The organism is Streptomyces sp. NPDC005303, assembly GCF_040607335.1.
Classification (GTDB): Bacteria; Actinomycetota; Actinomycetes; order Streptomycetales; family Streptomycetaceae; genus Streptomyces.
Genome location: NZ_JBEXGM010000012.1, coordinates 156,818 through 174,642, shown reverse-complemented (window position 1 = coordinate 174,642; position 17,825 = coordinate 156,818). Strand labels below are relative to the sequence as shown.

Annotated in this window: 19 protein-coding genes; 7 read left to right on the top strand and 12 right to left on the bottom strand. The window is 71.1% G+C overall.

Annotated features, from left to right (window positions below; genetic code table 11):
- Nucleotides 1–57 precede the first annotated feature (57 nt).
- Complete coding sequence (locus ABZT93_RS19630; protein ID WP_356106013.1) at nt 58–1,038, top strand: endonuclease/exonuclease/phosphatase family protein; 981 nt, start codon at nt 58–60, stop codon at nt 1,036–1,038.
- 3 nt (nt 1,039–1,041) lie between these two features.
- On the opposite strand, the gene ABZT93_RS19625 is transcribed toward ABZT93_RS19630, so the two are convergent.
- Entirely contained in the window at nt 1,042–2,943 is a 1,902-nt protein-coding gene (locus ABZT93_RS19625) for an FUSC family protein (RefSeq protein WP_356106052.1), read from the bottom strand.
- A gap of 209 nt (nt 2,944–3,152) precedes the next feature.
- Nucleotides 3,153–3,926, bottom strand: a complete 774-nt coding sequence (locus ABZT93_RS19620) for a nucleotidyltransferase domain-containing protein (RefSeq protein WP_356106010.1) — start codon at nt 3,924–3,926, stop codon at nt 3,153–3,155.
- Between the two features lie 170 nt (nt 3,927–4,096).
- On the opposite strand from ABZT93_RS19620, the gene ABZT93_RS19615 reads away from it, so the two are divergent.
- Complete coding sequence (locus ABZT93_RS19615; protein ID WP_356106009.1) at nt 4,097–4,510, top strand: RidA family protein; 414 nt, start codon at nt 4,097–4,099, stop codon at nt 4,508–4,510.
- A complete protein-coding gene (locus ABZT93_RS19610) occupies nt 4,507–4,962 on the top strand; it encodes a GNAT family N-acetyltransferase (protein WP_356106007.1) in 456 nt (151 codons plus the stop codon). The genes ABZT93_RS19615 and ABZT93_RS19610 overlap by 4 nt, the downstream gene beginning before the upstream one ends.
- 16 nt (nt 4,963–4,978) lie before the next feature.
- On the opposite strand, the gene ABZT93_RS19605 is transcribed toward ABZT93_RS19610, so the two are convergent.
- Nucleotides 4,979–5,701: an aspartate/glutamate racemase family protein gene (locus ABZT93_RS19605; protein WP_356106005.1), complete on the bottom strand. Its 723-nt coding sequence runs from the start codon at nt 5,699–5,701 to the stop codon at nt 4,979–4,981.
- A gap of 5 nt (nt 5,702–5,706) precedes the next feature.
- Nucleotides 5,707–7,176, bottom strand: coding sequence for an NCS1 family nucleobase:cation symporter-1 (locus tag ABZT93_RS19600; RefSeq protein ID WP_356106003.1), 1,470 nt, complete (start codon nt 7,174–7,176; stop codon nt 5,707–5,709).
- Between the two features lie 175 nt (nt 7,177–7,351).
- On the opposite strand from ABZT93_RS19600, the gene ABZT93_RS19595 reads away from it, so the two are divergent.
- Nucleotides 7,352–8,020: a GntR family transcriptional regulator gene (locus tag ABZT93_RS19595; RefSeq protein ID WP_356106001.1), complete on the top strand. Its 669-nt coding sequence runs from the start codon at nt 7,352–7,354 to the stop codon at nt 8,018–8,020.
- Between the two features lie 179 nt (nt 8,021–8,199).
- On the opposite strand, the gene ABZT93_RS19590 is transcribed toward ABZT93_RS19595, so the two are convergent.
- Complete coding sequence (locus ABZT93_RS19590) at nt 8,200–8,931, bottom strand: uracil-DNA glycosylase (RefSeq protein WP_356105999.1); 732 nt, start codon at nt 8,929–8,931, stop codon at nt 8,200–8,202.
- Nucleotides 8,932–9,231: 300 nt separating this feature from the next.
- Here ABZT93_RS19590 and ABZT93_RS19585 point away from each other — a divergent pair, with 300 nt between their 5' ends.
- Nucleotides 9,232–10,068 (top strand): RNA-binding S4 domain-containing protein, encoded by an 837-nt coding sequence (locus tag ABZT93_RS19585; RefSeq protein WP_356105998.1) that lies wholly within the window; start codon nt 9,232–9,234, stop codon nt 10,066–10,068.
- 165 nt (nt 10,069–10,233) lie between these two features.
- On the opposite strand, the gene ABZT93_RS19580 is transcribed toward ABZT93_RS19585, so the two are convergent.
- The 3 genes from ABZT93_RS19580 to ABZT93_RS19570 form a co-directional block, all read right to left on the bottom strand.
- Entirely contained in the window at nt 10,234–10,692 is a 459-nt protein-coding gene (locus tag ABZT93_RS19580; RefSeq protein ID WP_356105996.1) for a DoxX family protein, read from the bottom strand.
- 93 nt (nt 10,693–10,785) lie between these two features.
- Nucleotides 10,786–11,469 carry a class I SAM-dependent methyltransferase gene (locus tag ABZT93_RS19575; RefSeq protein WP_356105994.1) on the bottom strand — a complete coding sequence of 228 codons (684 nt, stop codon included), beginning with the start codon at nt 11,467–11,469 and terminating at the stop codon, nt 10,786–10,788.
- Nucleotides 11,470–11,543: 74 nt separating this feature from the next.
- The gene (locus ABZT93_RS19570) at nt 11,544–12,443 is read right to left on the bottom strand and encodes an acyltransferase domain-containing protein (RefSeq protein ID WP_356105992.1); all 900 of its coding nucleotides are present in this window, start codon (nt 12,441–12,443) and stop codon (nt 11,544–11,546) included.
- Nucleotides 12,444–12,520: 77 nt separating this feature from the next.
- Here ABZT93_RS19570 and ABZT93_RS19565 point away from each other — a divergent pair, with 77 nt between their 5' ends.
- The gene (locus ABZT93_RS19565) at nt 12,521–12,787 is read left to right on the top strand and encodes a DUF6343 family protein (RefSeq protein WP_356105990.1); all 267 of its coding nucleotides are present in this window, start codon (nt 12,521–12,523) and stop codon (nt 12,785–12,787) included.
- A gap of 13 nt (nt 12,788–12,800) precedes the next feature.
- On the opposite strand, the gene ABZT93_RS19560 is transcribed toward ABZT93_RS19565, so the two are convergent.
- The 4 genes from ABZT93_RS19560 to rpsA form a co-directional block, all read right to left on the bottom strand.
- Nucleotides 12,801–13,181, bottom strand: a complete 381-nt coding sequence (locus ABZT93_RS19560; protein ID WP_031050570.1) for a tetratricopeptide repeat protein — start codon at nt 13,179–13,181, stop codon at nt 12,801–12,803.
- Nucleotides 13,182–13,231: 50 nt separating this feature from the next.
- Complete coding sequence (gene coaE, locus ABZT93_RS19555) at nt 13,232–13,849, bottom strand: dephospho-CoA kinase (RefSeq protein ID WP_356105988.1); 618 nt, start codon at nt 13,847–13,849, stop codon at nt 13,232–13,234.
- Between the two features lie 28 nt (nt 13,850–13,877).
- A complete protein-coding gene (locus ABZT93_RS19550; RefSeq protein WP_356105986.1) occupies nt 13,878–14,816 on the bottom strand; it encodes a PAC2 family protein in 939 nt (312 codons plus the stop codon).
- Nucleotides 14,817–15,089: 273 nt separating this feature from the next.
- Entirely contained in the window at nt 15,090–16,598 is a 1,509-nt protein-coding gene (gene rpsA, locus ABZT93_RS19545; RefSeq protein WP_020120009.1) for a 30S ribosomal protein S1, read from the bottom strand.
- 225 nt (nt 16,599–16,823) lie between these two features.
- Here rpsA and ABZT93_RS19540 point away from each other — a divergent pair, with 225 nt between their 5' ends.
- Nucleotides 16,824–17,804: a class I SAM-dependent methyltransferase gene (locus ABZT93_RS19540; RefSeq protein ID WP_356105984.1), complete on the top strand. Its 981-nt coding sequence runs from the start codon at nt 16,824–16,826 to the stop codon at nt 17,802–17,804.
- The last annotated feature ends 21 nt before the right edge of the window (nt 17,805–17,825 follow it).

The window sequence follows — 17,825 nt, the reverse complement described above, 5'->3', positions numbered from 1 at the left end:
GCGCAGGCACCCTGGCCTCATCACCGCTGGTCGTACGCCTTCCGAAAGGGGTCCGGCATGCTCGTCGGCACCTGGAATCTGGAGAATCTGATGTTGCCGCACAGCGGCGACGGCGCTCCCAGGACCGAGGCCGAGTACGAGGCGAAAGTGGAGGCCCTCGCCTCCGTGATCACCGCGCTCGACCCGACGCTGCTGGGCGTCCAGGAGGTCAGGCAGGAGGAGACACTCGCCGACCTGGTCAAGGCGATCGGCGGGCAGTGGCACATCGCGCTCTCCCGGCACGCGGACCACAGGGGCATCCGCGTCGGCTTCCTCAGCCGTACACCGCTGCGGACACTGCGGGACACCCATGTGTTCGCGGACAAGCTGCGCCCCGTGCAGGGCGACGACGGCACCGAGCCGGACACGCACGAGAGCGAGACCAGCCGCGGCTTCCTCGCGGTGGAGACCGACACCGGGGACGGGGTCGTCCAGGTGGCCGTCGCCCATCTCAAGTCGAAGCTGCTGTCGTATCCGGGCGCCGGGGGCAGGAGCCGCTTCCAGCCGCACGACGAGGCCGAACGGGCCCGCTTCGGCGCCTACGCCCTCTACCGGCGGGCGGCCGAGGCGGCGACCCTGCGCTCCCTCGCGGACTTCCTGCTCGAAGGCGCCGGGACCGAACGGGACGTGATCGTCCTCGGCGACATGAACGACGTGGTGAACGCCGCCACCACACAGATCCTGCTGGGCCCGCCCGGCTCCGAGCTCGACAGAGAGCGCGCGTTCCTCAAGTCCGACCTCGGCGATCCGTTCCGGCTGTGGGACATCGCCCCGCGCATACCAGAAAGGCGCCGCTTCTCCCGGGTCAGCTTCGGACGCCCCGAACTCATCGACCACATCCTGGTGAGCCACCGTCTGGCCCGCCGCATCGCGGAGGCGGGGACGGGCTTGCCCGAGCAGCAGGACGACGCACTCGAACTGCCGTCGGTGGACCAGGATCCGGTCAAGCGGGTGGGGACACCCGGGTCGGACCACGCCCCGGTGTGGGTACGGGTGTGACTCCTAACCGGCGAGCGGAATTCCGGGCAGTCTGACCTCCACTCGCCCCCGCCCCGCGTCGAGTCGGCCGAGTTCGTCGAGGAGTTCGGTGAGCCGGTGGGCCTGTTCAGGGGTGAGCCGCCCGGAGTCGTCGAGGTGGACGGCACACGCGGTGGTCGTGTCGACGATCCGTTCGAGCACGGCGACGATCTCGTCGGCGCCCTCCGAGTGCCGGGCGAGCGCGGGGAGTTCTGCGGCGGCGTGCGCGATGGCGGTACGCGCCTCGGCGAGCGCGCGGTAGGCCTCACGGCGCAGGGTCCAGCGCAGGGCGCGGGTGTCCTCGGTGGGAGTGCTCCGTACGGCTGGTTCGGCGCCTCGCGGGAGGGGCCGCTCGGTCTCCCGCAGAACATGCACGAGATACGCCTGCGCCGCCCCGCCCGCCACGGCCAGCCGCGCCCGTACTCCTCCGCCCCGCTGACCCGGCATGGGCAGATGCCCCACGATCAGCACGATGGCGCAGGCGAGCAGGGTCTCGGTGATCCGGCCGACGGAGGCCTGCGGCTCGCCGCCGACCATCACCAGCGCCAGGACGAGGACCGTGACGACGGCGGTCTGCGCGGCGAAGTGCCGGGTGGCCACGGGAAGGAGCGCCCCGCTGACGGCGACGAGCGCGATGAGCCCCTCGGGCCGCGGCAGCACGAGCGCGAACCCGGCGAAGACCAGCGCCCCGAGGACGGTGCCGGCGGCCCGGCACAGCACCCGGGAGGCGAGCGGTCCGAGGTCGGGCTTGACGAGGAAGACGGCGGTGGCGGGCAGCCAGTACCAGTGCTGGTGCTCCCCGTACCAGTGGGAGTGGTGCAGAGCCTGTGCCACGGCGACGCTGGTCCCGAAGCAGAGGGCGACCCGCAGCCCGTACTCCCGTCCGCCGGTCCCGAAGACGGACCGCAGCAGGTCCCGGGCGGTGAGCCGGCGCGTGTGCAGATCACCGCCCCGGCCCCGGTCGAACGCCTCGGCGGCCCGCAGCAACGCGTCGTCGAGCGCCCGCAGCGCGGCCCCGGACCGGTTGGGCGCGGGCAGCGGTCCGGTGTGCGTGTTCTCCCGTACGGCGGCGGCGAGCCGCCGGGGCCCCGCGGAGGCTCGCCCGGGCACCGCCTCCTCCCCCCAGGCGAGCGCGGTGGCGGCCTCGGCGAGCGGCAGCGCGGCAGCGTACTGCGCATGCAGCCGGCGCTCGGCGGCCGAACTGGCGTACCTGCGCAACCGGGGCCCGGTGAGCGCGTCCTGCGCGTGGTCCAGAGCCGCGGTGAGCGCGACGCGCCGAGCGGTGGCGTTCTCACTCCCCACGGCGTCGAGCAGGTCGGCGACGGCCTCGTACACCCCGGCGACGGCCTCCCGCTCGCCGTCGAAGCGGAAGTCCCCGGCGAGGGCCCCGGGCGTCGGCAGCACGAGCCGCAGTCCGAGCAGCCAGCAGGCCCCACCGAGATAGGCGACGGCCCGCAGCCATCCCTCCTCCGGCAACGGCATGCCCGCCCCGATCGCCGACGCGACGAGCAACTGCGTACCGGCCCCGGAGGCGACGGGCCCGACCGCGCTGATGCCACCGGCGACCAGCCCCACGAGGGTGAGGAGAACGGTGAGGGTCACGGCCCCCACTGACTCCCCCGCATACGTGCCGACGACCATGCCGACCGCCCCCGCGAGCGCGGGCACCCCGATCCTCTTCACGGCGACCCGCCGGCTCCCGGGCCGGTCGTTGATCCCGGCCAGCATGGCGGCGATGGCGGCGACGACACCGACCGAGGTCTGCTCGACGAGCACCGCGGCAAGAAGGAGGGGTCCGGCGGACAAGGCCCCTCGCGCGACCGCGTTCCAGGGGATCGGTCCTCGCTGGGCACGGAGGGCGTGGGCGAGCCAGGGCGGTAGGTGCATCCGTACGGCGGGGCGGGACACTGGGCTCCTGTCGTCTGGGGAGGCGGGGTGTGCCTTCGGGCGACGGTGGCCGGGCGTTGGGGTGTGGTTCTCCACGTTAGGCCGCGTTCTTGGACGGTCCGGGCCTCTTGTGTTACCCCCGTGTGACGATGCATGCAGAAGCCACGTTCTTTATGAACACAACCGGGAGTACCGGCCCGTACGCAGCTCTACGACCGCTCGTCCGCCCGGTCGAACAGCTCCCGCAGCGCGGCGGCCGCACGCACGGCCGCTCCGGGTGCCGACGTCAACGACTCGACGATCCGGTCGGCCTCCCGCAGCCCCGCCCGCTCCAGCAGCCGCTTCTCGTTGGTCACCCACTCCCCTCGCGCCGCCAGCACCGAGTGCCCCATCTGCACGGCAGCCGTGGCGAGGGCGCCGGCCGTCTCGATGAGACGGCCGGCCGGGGCGTGGTTGGTCTCGGCGTAGGTGAGGGTGAGGCGAGCGGTGTCCCGCCAGCGGGTGGCGGCGGACTCGCGGAGCTTCGCCGGGTAGGCCGCCGGGCGTGGCAACTCCCCCCTCAGGACCTGGTTGACGGCGAGTTCGGCCACGATCAGATAGGTGGGGATTCCCGCCAGATGGAACAGCAACGGCTCCACCCGGAACCGCCCCTCCTCCGCCTCCGCCAACTCCCGTTCCACCACGTCGAGGTCCCGGTAATGGACGTCTACCCGCCGCCCGTCGATCGTCAGCCAGGCACCCCCGTTGAACACCCCGCCGCCCCAGCCGCCGATCTCGGACACCTGGCCCGCCCAGCCGACGGCGCGGAGATCGGCCGGGGCGAAGGCGCCCCGGTAGTAGACCGCCAGGTCCCAGTCGCTGTCCGGGCGTGCGGTCCCCTGGGCGCGGGAGCCACCGAGGGTCACGGCCCGGACCGTGGGGAGGGCGGCGAGGCGGTCGGCGGTGGTGTCGAGGAAGACGGCGTCGGAGAGTGTGGGGGGCATGGGCGCAGCGTACGAAGCCCGGGGGCGTCCCTCCACGGGATTACGCGGCCCGCGCCTCCGGAGGCCATGGCCGCGGTGCGCACGCCGGCCGGGCCCGGAAAATCAGGTGCGCCCCACCCCCTCGCCCCCGATGATCGAAAGGTTGTCCGCCGTCCACCCGAGGAGTTCACGTGATCCAGCGCGTCACCGCCCCGGCTCTGTTCCCGCCGCCGACCTACTCGCACGCCTCGGTCGTCGAGGCGGGGACGAAGCTCGCGTTCCTCGCCGGGTCCGTTCCGCTGGACGCCAAGGGCAACCTCGTGGGGGAAGGGGATCCCGCGCGCCAGGCAGAGCAGGTGATCGCCAACCTCCGCGAGCAACTGCACGCGGTCGGCAGCGACTTGGAGCATGTGCTGGCGACCGATGTGCATGTCGTGAGCAGCGAGCCCGCGGTGCTGTCCACCGTGTGGGAGGTCGTCGAGGCGTCCGGGCTGAGCACCGGTCCGCATTCGTCGACGCTGATCGGCGTCGCCTGCCTCGGGTACACCGGTCAGCTGGTGGAGATCACGGCGACGGCCGTGGTGCCGGAGGTCGCGGCACGGTGAGCGCGGTCGTCATCCGCCGGGCCACCGCCCCCGACGCCTCCGCCGCGGCCGACGTCTATCTGCGCTCCTTCACCGCCGCGTTGCCGACGGTGGTACGGCCCCGGTCGGACGACGAGGTGCGCGCGTACCTACGGGACGTCGTCGTGCCGCAGCGGGAGACCTGGGTCGCCGAGGACTCCGGGACCGGAGCGATCGTCGGGCTGATGGTGCTGGCCGGTGATCTGCTGTCCCAGTTGTATCTCGACCCCGACTGGCGGGGCCGCGGCATCGGCGACCGGTTCGTCGCGCTCGCCAAGGCACGCAGTCCGCGAGGGCTGAGTCTGTGGACCTTCCAGGTCAACAAGCCGGCCCACCGCTTCTACGAACGCCACGGCTTCGTCGAGGCCGAACGCACCGACGGCAGCGGCAACGAGGAGCGGGAGCCGGACGTGCGCTACGTGTGGCGGCCCTGAGGCCGAACCCCGCAGGTCACTGCGCCACGGGCGATCCCCACACCCGTTTCTTCGGCACCGGCTTCGCATAAGCGCCGGCCCGGCTTGTGCTCAGTCCCAGCGCCACCAGCGACTCCGCCAGTTTCACCGCCGCGCCCACCCCGTCGACCACCGGAAGCCCCAGCTTCTCCCCCACCGTCCGCTGCAGCCCGGTCATCCCCGCGCACCCCAGGACCAGGACCTCGGCACCCGCCTCCCGCACCCGCTCCGCGGCCGCCAGGAAAGCGGCCTCCGTGCGGTCCGCGTCGCCCAGGTCGAGAACTCCCAGCCCGGTCCCGACGACGGCGGCGCAGTTGCGCCCCACCCCGGCCAGCTCCAGGCTGTCCTCGATCTGCCCGCAGGACCGCTCCAGGGTGGTCACCACGCCGTAGCGCCGGCCGAGCAGACAGGCCAGATGGGCGGCCGCCTCGGTGATGTCGACGACCGGCACGTCCACCAACTCCCGGACGCCCTCCCGTCCGTGCTCGCCGAAGCCGGCCATGACCACCGCGTCGTAGGGAGGGCCCTCATGCGTGCGCAGCAGGTCGATGACCGCCGCCGCGGAGAGGTAGCTGTCGAGCCAGCCCTCCGCGGACTCGGGGCCCCAGGCGGGGGTGAGCCCGAGCACGGTGGTGCCCGGGCCTGCGGCGGCCCGGGCACCTCGTACGATCTCCTCGGTCATCTCCTGCGTGGTGTTGCAGTTGGTGACGACGATTCGCACGTTTCTCAGACCTCCACAGCCTCGGGGACCTCACGAATCGCTCGCTCGCTCCGGCACAGCAGCGCGTACAGCCCGGCCGCGAGGGCCGTACCGATGAACCAGGAGTACGGGGCCACGTCGCTGAACGTCTTCACCAGGGCGAGGACACCCGCGACGGCGGCCGCCGGGAGGAACGCCCACAGAGCCTTGGGGTTGACGCCCTTGCGGTAGTAGTAGCGGGATCCCGGCTCGGCCTTGAAGAGCTCGTCGACGTCGACGCGGCCCTTCTTGACCCAGTAGTAGTCGAGCATGATCACGCCGAACAGCGGGCCCAGGAAGGCGCCGAGACCGCCGAGGAAGTAGTTGACGACCGTGGGGTTGGAGAAGAGGTTCCACGGGGTCACGACCAGCGCGGCGACCGTGCTGATCATGCCGCCCACCTTGAAGCTGATCTTCTGCGGCCAGACGTTGGCGAGGTCGTACGCCGGTGAGACGAAGTTGGCGACGATGTTGACGCCCATGGTGGCGACGGCGAAGGTGAGCGCGCCCAGCACCATCACCCAGGTGTTGCCGACCTTCGCGACCAGTTCGGCGGGGTCGGTGATGGCCTGGCCCCAGACCTCCAGCGAGCCCGCGGTGACGATCACGGAGACGACCACGAAGGCCGTGGAGTTGATCGGCAGTCCCCAGAAGTTGCCGCGTCGGACGGTCTTGTAGTCGGGGGCGAAGCGGGAGAAGTCGCAGAAGTTGAGCATCAGCGTGCCGTACGTGGCGAGGATCAGACCGATGGCGCCGAACCACTGCCGCCACTGCTCACCGACCGAGACCGGGTGCGGAGTGCTGGTGAGCGAGATGCTCCAGCCGGCCTTGGCCAGCACCCAGACGGCGAGGGCGATCATGACCAGCCAGATCGCCGGGCCGCAGAAGTCCTGGAACTTGCGCACCGACTCCATGCCCTGGCTGATGATCAGCGCCTGGACGAGCCAGAGGGAGAGGAAGGAGACCCAGCCGAGCGCGTCGAGGCCGAGGAAGGAGCTGTGCGTCCAGGACTCCAGGCCCGGCCAGGCGGCCAGCAGCATCACGTTGACCGCGACGGAGGCCAGGTAGGTCTGGATGCCGTACCACATGATGGCGATCACGGCCCGGATCAGTGCCGGGATGTTCGCGCCCCACACACCGAAGCTGATGCGGCTGACGACGGGGAACGGCACGCCGTGGCGCTGGCCGATCTTCCCCATCCAGTTCATGCCGACGTAGATCAGCACGAAGCCGACGAGCAGGGAGGTGAAGACCTGCCAGACGTTCATGCCGAGGACCAGCAGACCGGCCGCGAAGGTGTAGTTGCCCAGGTTGTGGACGTCGGACATCCACATGGCGAAGAGGTCGAAGACCTTCCAGTTCCGCTTGTCGGCGGGCGCCAGGTCTTCGTTGGTGAGGCGGGGATCGGGGACGAACGCTGGTGTGCCGGTGGCTTCGACACTGTCGGCGAGGGACACAGGGCCTCCAAGGACGGGGGACAGGAGGATGGCGGCCGCCTGGCATCCGGTTTTGGTATACCAAACTGCCGACATGGTCCCGCCGTCAAGAGTCCCGGCCGATGTCGCGTTTGTTAAGGATCCGTAAAACAGCTCCCGCGTCAACGACGGCTTCCGCGTCGGAGAAGATGGCTCCATGAGCTCCACGACGAACACCGAGCCCCTCGGCGCCGTCCGCGAACGCGTCCTGACCACCCTGCGGCAGGAGATCATCGCGGGCGGGCTGCGGCCGGGCGACCGGCTGGTCGAGCGGGAACTCGCCGACCGCTTCGGGGTCTCCCGGGTGCCCGTCCGCGAGGCGATCCGCGCGCTGGTCGCCGAGGGCTTCATCCACTTCGAGACGCCCCGCCGCACGGTCGTACGGCGGCTGACCCCGAACGACGTCAAGGAACTCTTCGAACTGCGCGAGGCGCTGGAGGTCTACGCGGCCGGTCTGGCCGCGGCCCGGGCCACCCCGGAGGATCTCGCCGAGGTGGAGCGGCTCCTCGACCTCGCGGCGACCGCGACCGAGGCGGGCGACGCGGAGACCATCACGGACGTCAACAGCCGTCTGCACGACAGCATCGTGGCGATGGCCCGCAACAGCCTGCTGGTCGAGGCCCTGGAACCGGTTGCGGGGCGGCTGCGCTGGATGACCCGGCGCAACGAGGAATGGCCCCAACTCCTCGTCGAACACCGCGACCTGTACGAGGCGATCGCCTCGGGCGACCCGGACCGGGCCCGCGCGCATGCCCTCGCGCATGTACGGACCAACTACGAGTCGACGGTACGGCAGCTGTTCGGGGACTCCGCCGAGATGGTCTAGCCGTGCGAGCGGCGGGCGTACTCGTCGGTCGCCGCCACCATCGCGGCCACCCCCCGCTCCCCCACGCTGTGCCCCACCGCCGTCGATCACCGTCAACTCGCTGCCCGGGGCGAAGCCCTGACGGAACACCGGGTCCTCGTAGCGCGGCACCTACCGCGGCGGCAGGGCATCCGGCGACCCTAACCGTCGTACGGCGGCCTCGTCGTCTCGTTCTCGCCGGTGAGGCCGCGCAGACCCGCCGCCTCGGCCGCCGTGCGCAGCACGTCCCGCAGCATCTCGGGCGTGAGCTTGCCGGTGAAGGTGTTGCGCTGGCTGACGTGGAAGCAGCCGAAGAGTTCGAGTCCGTCGAGCGGGACGCGAGCGCCGTGTCCGAAGACGGGCCGCGGCCGGGGCACGCTCCAGCCCGCCTCCGCGAACGCGGGCAGCGCGGCCTGCCAGCCGAAGGCGCCGAGCACGACCACGGTACGGAGGGTGGGCCGCAGCAGATTCAGCTCCTGGACCAGCCAGGGGCGGCAGGTGTCGCGCTCGCCGGGGGTGGGTTTGTTGGCGGGCGGGGCGCAGTGCACGGGCGAGGTGATCCGCACGCCGTGCAGCTCCAGCCCGTCGTCCGCGGTGACGGCGGTCGGCTGCGAGGCGAGCCCGATGTCGTACAGCGCCTGGTACAGCACGTCCCCGGAACGGTCGCCGGTGAACATCCGCCCGGTACGGTTCCCGCCGTGCGCGGCCGGAGCGAGCCCGACGATCAGCATCCGCGCGTCCGCCGGCCCGAACCCTGGCACCGGGCGCCCCCAGTACGTCCAGTCGGCGAACGCGGCCCGCTTGGTCCGGGCCACCTCCTCCCGCCAGTCGACCAACCGCGGACAGGCGCGACAGCCCGAGATCCGGCGGTCGAGATCGGCGAGGGCGTCCACGGGTCCACGGTACGGGGGCGCCGGGGGCGCGGCGGTCAGGGGTGGAACGCTCCGGGCGGGCTCGAGGTCGTCCGGGCCGGAACCGCTCCGGCAGACCGGACACCTTGCACTCGGCTCGCGCGTCCCCGGCGGCCGACCGCGCGAGGCCCCCCGGCCCGTCTCGGCCCGATGGCGCCGGACCCGGACCCGGACCCGGGCCCAAGGACGGCCGGGCGTGCACCGGGCACCGGGCACCGGGCACCGGGCACCCACAGGAAAACCCACCCGGGGCATTCGGTCCCGGGTACTAAGGTCGGAACCATGGCTGTGGAACGTACGGACGACAACGAGACCGGTGGGACGGACCGGGCCGGTACGACGGCCGACGGTCCCGGCGCGCAGGTCGCCGACCGGGGCCCCTCGGCTCTCGCTGCCCCGGCCCCCGAGGCACCGGACCCGAAGGTCGCCGCCGCCGTCGCCGCCGCGGAGGCCGCCGCGCCGCAGAACGGCGAGACCGTGCGGATCGACAGCTGGATCTGGTCCGTACGCCTGGTCAAGACCCGTTCCGCGGGAGCCGCCGCATGCCGGGGCGGACATGTGCATGTGAACGGCGAGCGCGTGAAGCCCGCCCACTCCCTGCGCGTCGGCGACGAGGTGCGCGTCCGTCAGGAGGGCCGGGAGCGGATCGTCATCGTCAGGCGTCTGATCCGCAAGCGGGTCGGTGCCCCCGTGGCCGCCCAGTGTTACGTCGACAACTCTCCCCCGCCCCCGCCCCGCGCCGCCTTCGCCCCCGCCGGGATCCGCGACCGCGGCACCGGCCGCCCGACCAAGCGCGACCGCCGCGAGCTGGAACGCCTCCGCGGCCTCACGGAAGGCAACCGCCGCGGCCGCTTCGCCGGACCGAGCGGCGTGCCCGGATCCGACGGCCGGGAGGACCCAGGCGGCGCGGAAGCGGCAGCCGGCTCGGACGGGACAGCCGACTCAGGCGCGACGGCCGGCTCGGGCAGCCCTACTGGTTCTGCTCAGCCCACCGGTTCCCGTTCCCGTGGCCCCGGCGGCTCGGGCAAGGCACGCCGCTCGGACACGACCCGGCGTTCGGACACGACCCGCCGGTCGGACAGGGGCGGGAACGCAGGCAGAGGCAGGCGCTCGCACTGAGCCGAACACCCGACCAGCAGCCGATCCCCAGCACCGGAGACCGCACCCGAATCCGAACCCGAACCCGGCCGATCCGAATCCCCCCCATCGGTCACCACGCTGAGGCCGGTCCCCTCCCCGAAGGGCAGGCACCGGCCTCACCGCACCGACCGTGGGCCGATCTCCTCATGACCGTCGTCGTACCAGCCGCAGCAGGTCCGCATTGTGCTGTCGCCGGGCCCAGGCGATCAGGGCGAGCGGGATGATCAGGATGAGCGGGGTCGCCGCGTTCTCCCCGTCGAAGTAGGTCAGCTGGACGACGAACGCGCCGACCATCAGCCCGCTCAGCGCCACGGCTGCCACCGACTGCAGCACCGGGATCAACAGGGCGATCCCACCGGCCAGTTCGAGCACACCGATGGTGTACATCCCCGTGCTGCCCCAGCCCATCTTGTCGAAGCCCTCGGCGGCCGAGGGGTGTGCGATGAGCTTGGGAAGCGCGCTGGCGATCACGTAGAAGAGGGCGAGCACGACCTGCAGGGTGCGCAGGGCGATCCGGGCCCGGCGGCCTCGGGCGGTCGAGGACTCGGCGATGACAGGGGCGGAGGCAGCGGTGGGGGTGACGGGGACGGTGGTCTCGGACATCAGGGTCTCCTGTGGGAAGCGGTCCCGTGGTGCTGTCAGAGAGGTAGACCCGCGCCCGTACCCGAACTCATCGCCGCCGCCCGACCGATTTCCTCACCCCGTCACCGGCACCGCCCGCACCCATGTCTGGTCCTCCGTCAGATACCGGTCCACTCTCAACCCCGCCTCCCCCAGCGCCTCCTCGAACTGTTGTCGCGTCAGGGGACGCACCCGGAAGGTCTGGGTCCACGTGGCGTCCGGGAACTCGTACTCCGCGTGCACCGAGTTGACGCCCTGCGCCACCGGTTCCGAGGAGACGATCCGTACGGTGAACCCGCTGGGGTCGACGCGCTCGCGCGGCAGATCGGTGTGGTAGTCCTCGCCCTCCCGCTGGATCAGCACGCAGCCGCCGTCCGCCGCATGCCGGGCACAGGCGCGCAGCATCCCTCGCCGCACCTCCAGGTCGGCGTTGTGCACGAGGAACGACGCGAGCAGCACCACGTCGAACGTCTCGCCCAGGTCGAGGTTCTCGATCGGGCCGCGTATCGTGCGCGCCCCTCGCACGCGCTCGAGCATCTCGGCCGACTCGTCCACCGCAGTGACCGTGAACCCCCGCTCCAGGAGCGGGCCTGTCATACGCCCCACGCCACAGCCGAGCTCCAGGATGTGCGCCCCCACCGGCACCGCCCCCGCGATGATCTCCGGCTCCGCTCCCACGGGCAGCCGCGAGTACAGCTCGACCGCGCATCCGTCCGGGGTGATCACCCCCGGTCCCGTCCCCTGATGTCCCGCTCGCATCCTCAGTGCCATGCCCGTCCAACGGCCCGTATGCGCACGGCCGTTCCCGAGTCGCACAGGTTCACCCGTCCGAGTTACAGGGGAAACCAGCCGCGCCCGATGTACCAGTGCCGGCCGGCCCGCAGGTGATCGCCCACGGCCCGTTCCAGCGCCGTCCGCCGCGGCAGCTTCTCCACCGCCAGCTCCGGGTCCCCGAACACGAACTGCACCGGCTCGGTGTCCTCAGGCTCCCGGTCATCGGGCGCAAGCCGGAAACGCTCCTGGAACCGGACGATGTTGGAGTCCGCGGGCAGGTACTCCTTCAACTGCGGATCGAGCAGCCAGGAATGACACAGCGCGGCACGATACGGCTCCTCCGGGAAGTGCCGGGCGAAGAACTCGGCGGCCAGGGCCAGCGAGCGATCGCAGGCCTGCGGTGACAGCGGGCCGAGGAAGTCGGGGATGTGCAGGCTCAGACAGGGCGTGCCGGGAGCGATGTCGGGTCCGGCCGCCGCGAACGTCCTCCTGTTCCAGGGCCCGTACCGCGTCCGCTCGAACTGGAGTCGCCCCAGCTGGTACAGCTCGCCCCGCGAGTGCCGGGTGAGCCAGCGCGGCGACTGCACGCCCGCCCTGCCGTACCGCCTGCGATGCACGGCCATGTTGCGTCCGAGGTCGGCGAGGGTGCGCCGGGACACCTCGGCCGGGATGCCGCGCGAGCGGTGGTACGCGCGCGTGTGGGGCAGCGCCGCCACGAACACGTAGACGGGGAAGCAGCGTTGGAGGGCGCCGGCCGGCCAGTCGAGCTCGGGCAGGACGACCGGATCGTCGGCCCTGCCCATGTCCCGGACCAGTTCGTCGACGGAGTGTTCCAGGAACCGCCGCAGCTCCGGGTCGTCCATGACCCGTCGGCCCATCCGTACGAGTTCGTTGACGTCCTCATGCGGCACGGCCAGTTCCACCAGCACCTCGGCCAGTTCGTCGGCTTCCGGAAGCACGCGGCGACCCTTTCTTCGGCCCTTTGGTCAGCGTCCGTTCCGAAGAGTACGTTGCGAGTAAGGAGTGGGTGATCCTGATGCGTACAGGCAGTGAGCCGACGACAGCGCGCAGTGCATTGCGGGCGCGGTTCTGGCTGAGCGTGTGGGGGCTGGTCTGGGCGATCTTCGGCACGGCGGCGTTCGCGCTGGCGGGCCGCCCCGGGTGGGCGATCGCCTGCGGGGTGCTCTGGCTGGTGATCACCGTCGACACGGCGGTGATCCTCCGGCACATCCGGCAGGGCCCGCACTACCAGCCGGGCCCCGACATCCCGCCGTACCGGCCGCCGGAGAACCGACCCGGCTAGCGGGGCGACTCGCTCAGGAGTCGAACCGCGCCGCCTTCAGGAACTCCGGGTTCGGGTCCAGCGCGGCCGCCAGCCGGAAGTGGCGCCTGGCCTGGTCGGGCCGTCCCTGTCGTTCGTAGGTGCGGGCGAGCGCGAAGTGAGCGAAGGCGTTGTCCGGTTCGCGCTCCAGGACGATGGTGAACTCCAGCTCGGCGGGCCGCAGTTGCGCGGCGGCGAAGAAGGCCCGCGCGCGCAGCAGCCGGGCCGCGGTGTTCTCCGGGTGGGCGGCGATGACGGAGTCGAGCAGCTTCACCGCGCCCCGCGGGTCCCGCGCGGAGAGCAACTGCTCGGCTGCGCGGTAGTCGATGACATGCGTCTCCGGAGTACGTCCGGTCGATCCGCTGATCTCGGGCACGGCAAAGTCCTTCCCTCACTGGAAGGGTTCAACGCCCGGACCGAGGGACGCTATTCCGGAGACGTCCGGGACGCGTGCGCCCGGCGCAGGAGACCGCCCCACACCTCCTGAACGCGTCGGCGCAGATCTTCCAGGGGTACGTCGTTGTCGATCACGACATCCGCGATCTCCAGGCGCTTCTCGCGCGGGGCCTGGGCGGCCATGCGCGCGCGTGCGTCCTGTTCGGTCATGCCGCGCAGCCTGACGAGCCGGTCGAGCTGGGTCTCGGGGCTCGCGTCGACGACCACGACGAGGTCGTAGAGGGGCGCGAGGGCGTTCTCCGTGAGGAGCGGGACGTCGTGGACGACGACGGCGTCCTCGGAGGCCGCTGATTCGAGCTCCCGGGAGCGGGCGCCCACCAAGGGATGCACGATCGAGTTCAGTACGGCGAGCCGGTCCGGGTCGGCGAAGACGATGGAGCCCAGCCTGGGGCGGTCGAGGCTGCCGTCCTCGGCGAGTACGTCCTCGCCGAAGGCCGCCACGACCGCGGCGAGGCCGGGCGTGCCCGGGGCGACGACCTCGCGCGCGATGCGGTCCGCGTCGATCAGGACGGCACCGTGCTCCACCAGGAGCCTGGACACCTCACTCTTGCCGGCGCCGATACCGCCGGTCAGGCCCACCTTCAGCATGACCGGAAGCCTAGACGCTCCGCGCGTGTCAGTTGTCGCCTTCCCGTTCCGCCAGGAAGCGCTCGAACTCCATCCCGATCTCGTCCGCCGACGGGATCTCCACGGGCTCGGCGAGCATGTTGCCCCTGGTCTCCGAGCCGGCCGCCGCGTCGTACTGGTGCTCCAGGCCCTGGACCAGGGCCACGAGGTCCTCGTCGCCCTCCTGGATCTGGCGGTCGATCTCGGTCTGGGTGCGGTGGGCGTCGGTGCGCAGGGCGTGGGCGATACCGGGCAGGACCATGCCGGTGGCGGCCGTGATGGCCTCCAGGACGGTCAGGGCGGCGTCCGGGTAGGGCGAGCGCGCGATGTAGTGCGGGACGTGCGCCGCGACGCCCAGGACGTCGTGGCCGGCCTCCATGAGCCGGTACTCCACCAGTGCCTCGGCGCTACCGGGCACCTGGGCCTCCTCGAAGGGGCTGCGGTGCCCGGGGACGAGGTCGTGGCGGTTGCCGTGGGGGGTGAGGCCCACGGGGCGGGTGTGCGGGACACCCATGGGGATGCCGTGGAAGTTCACGGACAGCCGGACGCCGAGCCGCTCCACGATCTGCTGGACGGCCGCCGCGAAGCGCTCCCACTCCACGTCCGGCTCCGGGCCGGACAGCAGCAGGAAGGGCGCCCCGGTGGCATCCTGGACGAGCCGCACGTCGATCGTGGGCTCCTCGTACTCCGTCCAGCGGTCGCGCTTGAAGGTGAGCAGCGGACGGCGGGCGCGGTAGTCCACGAGCCGGTCATGGTCGAAACGGGCCACGACCTGATTGGGCAGCGAGTCGAGCAGCCGGTCGACGATCTGGTCGCCGGTCTCGCCCGCGTCGATGTATCCGTCGAAGTGGTAGAGCATGACCAGGCCGGCCGACTCCTGGGCGAGCGCCATGTCGACAACGGCGAGGCCCTTGGGCTCCCATGCGTACAAACCCTGCGGATCAAGCACAGTGACCGCTCCTCCTCGTGTTCATACTGCACAACACGCCCTGGAACAGCGGCATTCCCACCCACGCGCTTGATCAGGCCATCTCTTACGCCCTTTTCATGGCAGGGGTAAGCACAACGCGCCCCGGAAGGGGCGCGGGGAACTGCGCGAGAAGCCCCCGGACCCGCAGCCGAAAACGAACCCGGACAACACTGGAACCCGGACAACACTGGGGGGCCGCACCTCGAAAGGTACGGCCCCTCAGCTACCTGCTAGGCCTCAGCGAGCCAGCGTTCAGCTCTGGCCACCGGCAAGCTTCTCGCGAAGCGCGGCAAGCGCCTCGTCCGACGCCAGCGCACCGGAGGTGTCCGCACCCTCGGAGGAGTACGAACCGCCACCGCCGCCACCGCCCGCGGCCGGAGCCGCACCGGCAGCGTCGCCGCCCTCGGCCGCAGCAGCGGCGTCGGCCTCGCGGGACTTGATGACCTGCTGCTGGTGCTGCTCGAAGCGGGTCTGCGCCTCGGCGTACTGGTTCTCCCACACCTCACGCTGGGACTCGTAGCCCTCGAGCCAGTCGTTGGTCTCGGGGTCGAAGCCCTCGGGGTAGATGTAGTTGCCCTGGTCGTCGTACGACGCGGCCATGCCGTACAGCGTCGGGTCGAACTCGACCGAGGCCGGGTCGGAGCCGAACGCCTCGTTGGCCTGCTTCAGCGAGAGGCTGATGCGACGACGCTCGAGGTCGATGTCGATGACCTTGACGAAGATCTCGTCGTTGACCTGGACGACCTGCTCCGGGATCTCCACGTGGCGCTCGGCCAGCTCGGAGATGTGGACCAGACCCTCGATGCCCTCGTCCACGCGGACGAACGCACCGAACGGAACCAGCTTCGTGACCTTGCCGGGCACGACCTGGCCGATCTGGTGGGTGCGGGCGAACTGCTGCCACGGGTCTTCCTGGGTCGCCTTCAGCGACAGGGAGACACGCTCGCGGTCCATGTCGACGTCGAGGACCTCGACGGTGACTTCCTGGCCGACCTCGACAACCTCGGAGGGGTGGTCGATGTGCTTCCAGGAGAGCTCGGAGACGTGCACCAGACCGTCGACGCCACCCAGGTCCACGAAGGCACCGAAGTTGACGATCGAGGAGACGACGCCGGAGCGGACCTGACCCTTCTGCAGGGTGGTGAGGAACGTCTGGCGAACCTCGGACTGGGTCTGCTCGAGCCAGGCGCGGCGGGACAGGACCACGTTGTTGCGGTTCTTGTCCAGCTCGATGATCTTCGCCTCGAGCTCCTTGCCCACGTAGGGCTGGAGGTCGCGGACACGGCGCATCTCGACGAGGGAGGCCGGCAGGAAGCCACGGAGGCCGATGTCGAGGATGAGACCACCCTTGACGACCTCGATGACGGTACCGGTGACGATGCCGTCCTCTTCCTTGATCTTCTCGATGGTGCCCCAGGCACGCTCGTACTGGGCGCGCTTCTTCGAGAGGATCAGGCGGCCTTCCTTGTCCTCCTTCTGGAGAACAAGGGCTTCGATCTCGTCACCGACGGCGACGACCTCGTTGGGGTCGACGTCGTGCTTGATCGAGAGCTCGCGGCTCGGGATGACACCTTCGGTCTTGTAACCGATGTCGAGCAGGACCTCGTCCCGGTCGACCTTCACGATGACGCCGTCGACGATGTCGCCGTCGTTGAAGTACTTGATCGTCTCGTCGATCGCGGCGAGGAAGGCTTCCTCGTTACCGATGTCGTTGACCGCTACCTGCGGAGTGGTAGAGGTGGTCTCGGTGCTGCTCGTCATGTGGGAAAGGGCTCCGGTACGGACAGTGAGTCGTAGGTACTGCTTACGCCGGGAGCCCGTTTCGCTCTGAAGAAGCCGGACAGCCAAGGAAGCGCCACACAAAACCACTGGTGGCGCCTCGACAACCGAGGGGACATACAACAGATGCGAGCGCGACCTGCTACGTCTGAGGTGCGCAGGCCCGCAGCGCAACTTGTAGCATACGGGGGCAGCCGGGCAGGGTCAATGCGCGAAGGCGCACACCCGGGGCGGATCGCCGCATACCCGGCACAAAACCTGTCTCACGAGGCCACGCGGGCCCGCCGACGTCCCGTTCGTGACGCCCGACGGGTCGGACGGAAGAGCCCGCAGACTAGTACGAGGGAGCCGATCATCCAAGAGTCCGCATCACACCCGCAGGAGTCCGGACCGGACGCGGAGTCGCAGGCCACGCGCCGCGACGCGGACGTCACCGAGAGCGCCCGCGCCAACCGGGGCTGGTGGGACCGCAACGCGGACGAGTACCAGGTCGAGCACGGCACGTTCCTCGGCGACGACCGCTTCGTCTGGTGCCCCGAGGGCCTCGACGAGGTGGAGGCCGAGCTGCTGGGCCCGGCCGAGGACCTCAAGGGCAGGGACGTCCTGGAGATCGGCGCCGGCGCCGCCCAGTGCGCGCGCTGGCTGGCCGAGCAGGGCGCCCGCCCGGTCGCCCTCGACATCTCCCACCGCCAGCTCCAGCACGCCCTGCGCATCGGTACGTCCTTCCCCCTGGTGTGCGCCGACGCGGGCGCCCTGCCCTTCGCGGACGGCTCCTTCGACGTGGCGTGCTCGGCGTACGGGGCGCTGCCGTTCGTCGCCGACCCGGTACAGGTCCTCAAGGAGGTGCGCCGCGTCCTGCGCCCGGGCGGCCGCTTCGTCTTCTCGGTGACGCACCCGATCCGCTGGGCCTTCCCGGACGAACCGGGCCCCGAGGGCCTGTCCGTGTCCGCCTCCTACTTCGACCGCACGCCCTACGTCGAACAGGACGAGGAGGGCCGCGCGGTCTATGTCGAGCACCACCGCACGATCGGCGACCGGGTGCGCGACGTGGTCGCCGGCGGCTTCCGCCTGGTCGACCTGGTCGAGCCGGAGTGGCCGGTCTGGAACACCTCGGAGTGGGGCGGCTGGTCCCCGCTGCGCGGCAACCTGATCCCCGGCACCGCGATCTTCGTGTGCGAACGGGACTGACGTACGAAGGGGCCCTGGCGG